The sequence below is a fragment of the Rhodococcus zopfii NBRC 100606 = JCM 9919 genome (genome assembly GCF_001895025.1).
In the GTDB taxonomy this organism is placed as follows: Bacteria; Actinomycetota; Actinomycetes; order Mycobacteriales; family Mycobacteriaceae; genus Rhodococcus; species Rhodococcus zopfii.
Genome location: NZ_BCXI01000091.1, coordinates 1 through 4,090, shown reverse-complemented (window position 1 = coordinate 4,090; position 4,090 = coordinate 1). Strand labels below are relative to the sequence as shown.

Here is a 4,090-nt window from a genome sequence, read left to right as displayed (position 1 = left end):
TTTACATCTGTTTTGATGCTTTTTCGATGTTTCGTTGGTGCTTTTTCGGTGCTTTTCTGGTGACGCTGGTCACACGTTTATAGGCTCTGACCTGCGGTTTTGCGGGTGTAGCGGGGTTCGGTGGCGGTGGTGGAGCGGGTACCTCGGTCGGTCGGTGCGGCCTGGTGAACCGGGCGCGGTGACCACCGGGCAAGGGCGGGTTTTCCCTTGCTCGGTGGTCGGCGGGTCCGGTAGGGCCGTGGTGTGGCGACCGGGCGCGGCGCACGCGGAGCAGCGGGAACCTCGGGAGGGAGGACAGGGGTCCGGGGGCGGAGCCCCCGGGGATCGGTAGAGCGATGCGGGTCGGGCCGGGAGTTTCTGTGCCTGTACACGAGGCCCGCATAGACCGAAGGCCCCGACCAGGAGGTCGGGGCCTTCAACGGTTGGACTGTGGTGCGGTCAGTCCTCGTCGGTGCTGTCGTTCTTGCTGCCGCGGGCTTTGCGCCGGCGCACCTTCTCCACCTCGGGGAAGGGCTCGCCGCCGTTGTATTCCTCTTCGAGCTTGTGGGTGTACTCGGCGATGGCGGCCTCGATGAAGCTGTTGAGACTGCCGTGTGCGCCGGGGTAGACACCGCGCAGACCCTTTTGAGCGTTGGTCGCAGCGTCGATGACGGATTCGGCGAGGGTGAACGTGCGCCGGGTCAAGGTGGGTTGCTGCACGATCTTCTTCGGTGCTGCGGACCGTGCCGGGACGTTCTCGTCGGGAGCTTCGGCGTCGAACATGCTGCGGATGTCGCTCATGACTTCTTCCTTTGGGTAATGGTGGTGGCCAGGTCGTCATAGACCAAGGCGTGACGCCAACCGTCCTTCGTGTCGGCGAGGGATACTCCGTCGTTGACGGCCCTCTTGATCGGCTCGGCGGATCGGACGCTGCCGAGGACGGGGATGCCGGCCTCGGTGAATTGGGTGGTCCAGGCGCGAGCGAGGACCGTTCCGGACTGCACCTTGTTGAGGATGGTGCCGCGGACCCACAGAGTGCTGTTGTGCCGCTTCTTGATGCTCTGGGCGTACGAGGTCACGCCCTGCATGGCCGCGATGCTGAAGTCATGCGCTTCGTTGAGGACGATGAGCTGGTCAGCGGCCACGAGCGCGCACATCTCGAGGGCATTTCGCGTGGGGGAGCAGTCGATGAGGATGTAATCGTAGCGGTCACGGATCGGCTCGAGTGATTCCCGCAGGACATGGGGGCCTTCGATGGGATCGTTGGTGATGTTCTTCTCGGCGGCGATGAGGTGGGCCGCGTTCGCAGGGGCGGCGATGAGATCGACGCCGGGGCGTATTGCATCGAGGATCGCCTCGGCAGCGGGCTTTCGGGTCTCCGGGTCTATATCGACGATGTGATCGGCGGTCACCTTCGCTGCGGCACGGAGGTCGGGCTGCAACTTGGTGAGGGTGTGGGTGAGGTTGCCGGAGGGATCAAGGTCGACCAGGAGCACCTTTTCGCCGGCACGGGCGAGGGCTTCACCGACGTTGAGCACGGTGGTGGTCTTGCCCACCCCGCCCTTCTCGTTGCCGATCAGAATGATTTTCGAACTCATGGCCTCCCTTTCCTGATGCAATAATACATCACTTCTGATTCATAAAGCGTGCTTTTCTGGTTCTTATCGGATGGCGGTTTCGTGACTGTTGCGGACTGGGTGGTGTTGCATCTGTTCAGGTGCGGTTTCATGTCAGTGGTGGATGGAACGGCGACGGCCAGGGCTCGATGCCCTGGCCGTCGGCCACCGCTGCCACGGGGGTGGGGGTGGTGGGTTGAATCTGGTTGCGTTCGCGGGGTTTCCAGTCCTGTCGGCTGGTGCGTGACGCTAGCCAACATCCAACACTATCGGTGGCGCTCGCGCACAGGGGGGCCGCTGGGATTCGCGTCGGGCTCGTGGTCGGCGGTGGGGTCTGTGCGGCGCAGCCGCTCCTTCGGGTTCGGTTCTCGGCCGGCCTCGCGGTGGTGGCAGACCGTACGGGTGGGGCGGATATGGCGGCGGCCCGAGCCGGGGCCGTGAGGGGCGTCCGGCTCGGGCCGTGTGTCAGCGGATCTCGCGGCACTGTCGGCATTCCCACCCTTGGGGGCGGAGAAGGCAGGTTCGTCGTTCTTCGCAGAGCCAGCAGGTCTGGTTGGCTTTTTCGGCTTCGCCGCGTTCCTGCGCTGCGGCTTTTTCGTGTTCGGCTGTGCGGCGTTCTCGCTCGGTGTCCAGGTCGTTGTGCTGGGCCGCGGTGGGTAGTGCGCGCATCATGCGGTAGGCGGCGGCGGTGCCTGCGTCTCGTTCTGCGAGGTCGGCGGCGGTGTAGCTCGGGGGTCGGTCGGCTTCGTGCAGCATGGGTCCGAAGATCGCGCGGCAGGTCTGGCAGGGGGTGAGTTCGTCGGTGACGGGCTGTTTGCATCCGGGGATGATGCACTCGGCGAACAGGGATTCGGCGGTCATGGCGTCCTCGCGGCGAGTGGGGACCGGCGGCCGCGAGGGGGTCGCTGCCGCCGGATGTGGGTTACTGACCTGGGCGGATGGGGGTGTGGGCGTCCTCGGCGCGGGCGTCGGTGATCTTGTCGTAGGGCAGTCGGTCGGTCCAGCTGTAGGCGGTGGCGACGGTGACCGACTTTGCGTTGACTCGGATCACCTTGTGCCAGGTGCCGGAGCAGTTGACGAAGCATCCGGGGCGTAGGTCGGCGCGGCTGTAGAGCTTGGGGCCGTCGGTGGCGTCCTGTTCGGCGCGTACTGCGGTCCAGTATTCGATGTCGCGCTCGAGTTCGGCTTTGTTGAGTTCGAGTTGGTGCATGTGGTTGCTGGTCTCGGCGGTGTGTCCGGCAGCGCGGTACTTGGTGAGGTGGCGTTCGATGCTGCGTAGTTCGGCGCTCTGTCGTTCGATGCGGCGGTGGATCACTGCGGGGGTGTAGCGGTGATCGGTGCTGCGGGCGGCGATGCGGGCGGATTCGGCGGCTGAGCGGGCGGCGGCGTCGGCTTCGATCGAGGCGCGGGCGGTGGTGTGGGCGCGGTCGAGGGCGCGGCGGTGGCGTCGTTCGCTGTGATGTCCCACTTTGATGGGTTCTCCGCCTTCGGGCAGTGCGGCACAGGCGTGGTCGTGGCGTGCGTGGGCGGCGGCGGCGGCGGTGGCCTTGCGTTCGGCCTTGGCTGCGAGGGCGGCGGCGCGGTCGGTCAGACGCTCGTTGCGGTCGTGGTGGGCGTCGGTGCCGTCGCGGAGGGTGGTGTCGATGTCGGTTTCGACGTCGTAGCCGGCGGCGCGCAGGGCGGCGGCGGTGTGTTCGATGCGGGCGAGGTGGGGGGCGCGGTCGCGGCTGTGCGGGATGTACCAGGCGGTGATGCTGCGTCCCCATTTCCAACCTGCGGTTTTGAGGATCGGCGCGGTGCCGTCGCCTTTGCTGGTGCCGTCGATGATCGTGCCCTCGGTGGGGGTGTGCGTGATGGTGAGCATGTGGGCGTTTCCTGTTCGGGTCGGTAGTGCGCGCCGGTGGGGAGTCGCGGTGACTCCCCACCGGCGCGGAATGTGGATCAGTACTCGGCGATGAAGACCGGCCAGTGGGGGCCGGGGCGGGTGGTCCAGCGGAGGATCGGCCGCCAGTAGGTGGTGGTCCGGTAGGCGCGTTCCTCGTGGTGGGGGCACATGACCCACTCGCCGTCGGTGTGGGTGGCTTCGGTGGTGCAGCCGTTGTAGTCGCACCACTGGTCGGGAAGCTCGAGTGTCTGGACGGGGGCGGGAGTGGTCATCGCGTCTTTCCTTCCGGGGTGGTCGGTCAGCTGAGGCCGGATTCGATTGCGGCGCTGATTTCGTCCTCGGTCATGCCTGCGGCACGGGCGGCGGCCTTGGTGTCGCGGGACTCGGCCAGGACTACGGAGATGTCCTTGCCGGTCGAGATGTTCTCGAGCAGGGCATCGATGTCGCGGCCGAGGTTGTGGAGCTTCGCGGTGATCTCTTCCTTGTTCATGCCTCTAGTTTACATCTGTTTTGATGCTTTTTCGATGTTTTGTTGGTGCTTTTCCGGTGCTTTTCTGGTGACGCTGGTCACACGTTTATAGGCTCTGACCTGCGGTTTTGCGGGTGTAGC

At 65.8% G+C, this 4,090-nt stretch carries 6 protein-coding genes; all 6 read right to left on the bottom strand.

The window, feature by feature from the left end:
• Positions 1–438: 438 nt before the first annotated feature.
• The 6 genes from RZ1_RS29110 to RZ1_RS29085 all read right to left on the bottom strand — a co-directional run bounded on the left by RZ1_RS29110 (position 439) and on the right by RZ1_RS29085 (position 3,970).
• Complete coding sequence (locus RZ1_RS29110; RefSeq protein WP_072816384.1) at positions 439–780, bottom strand: hypothetical protein; 342 nt, start codon at positions 778–780, stop codon at positions 439–441.
• Positions 777–1,577 (bottom strand): ParA family protein, encoded by an 801-nt coding sequence (locus tag RZ1_RS29105; protein ID WP_039585755.1) that lies wholly within the window; start codon positions 1,575–1,577, stop codon positions 777–779. Before RZ1_RS29105 ends, RZ1_RS29110 begins: the two co-directional genes overlap by 4 nt.
• 483 nt (positions 1,578–2,060) lie before the next feature.
• Positions 2,061–2,456 carry a hypothetical protein gene (locus RZ1_RS29100; RefSeq protein WP_072816383.1) on the bottom strand — a complete coding sequence of 132 codons (396 nt, stop codon included), beginning with the start codon at positions 2,454–2,456 and terminating at the stop codon, positions 2,061–2,063.
• A 61-nt stretch (positions 2,457–2,517) separates the two neighbouring features.
• Positions 2,518–3,459 (bottom strand): DUF3560 domain-containing protein, encoded by a 942-nt coding sequence (locus RZ1_RS29095; protein WP_072816381.1) that lies wholly within the window; start codon positions 3,457–3,459, stop codon positions 2,518–2,520.
• A gap of 77 nt (positions 3,460–3,536) precedes the next feature.
• The gene (locus RZ1_RS29090) at positions 3,537–3,752 is read right to left on the bottom strand and encodes a hypothetical protein (protein WP_029547350.1); all 216 of its coding nucleotides are present in this window, start codon (positions 3,750–3,752) and stop codon (positions 3,537–3,539) included.
• Between the two features lie 26 nt (positions 3,753–3,778).
• Positions 3,779–3,970, bottom strand: coding sequence for a hypothetical protein (locus tag RZ1_RS29085; protein ID WP_072816379.1), 192 nt, complete (start codon positions 3,968–3,970; stop codon positions 3,779–3,781).
• Positions 3,971–4,090: the final 120 nt, after the last annotated feature.

What these genes read in the sequence shown, in the direction of transcription:
- RZ1_RS29110 (WP_072816384.1), bottom strand. Translation starts at nt 780, where the DNA reads ATGAGCGACATCCGCAGCATGTTCGACGCCGAAGCTCCCGACGAGAAC.
- RZ1_RS29090 (WP_029547350.1), bottom strand. Translation starts at nt 3,752, where the DNA reads ATGACCACTCCCGCCCCCGTCCAGACACTCGAGCTTCCCGACCAGTGG.
- RZ1_RS29085 (WP_072816379.1), bottom strand. Translation starts at nt 3,970, where the DNA reads ATGAACAAGGAAGAGATCACCGCGAAGCTCCACAACCTCGGCCGCGAC.
- RZ1_RS29095 (WP_072816381.1), bottom strand. Translation starts at nt 3,459, where the DNA reads ATGCTCACCATCACGCACACCCCCACCGAGGGCACGATCATCGACGGC.
- RZ1_RS29105 (WP_039585755.1), bottom strand. Translation starts at nt 1,577, where the DNA reads ATGAGTTCGAAAATCATTCTGATCGGCAACGAGAAGGGCGGGGTGGGC.
- RZ1_RS29100 (WP_072816383.1), bottom strand. Translation starts at nt 2,456, where the DNA reads ATGACCGCCGAATCCCTGTTCGCCGAGTGCATCATCCCCGGATGCAAA.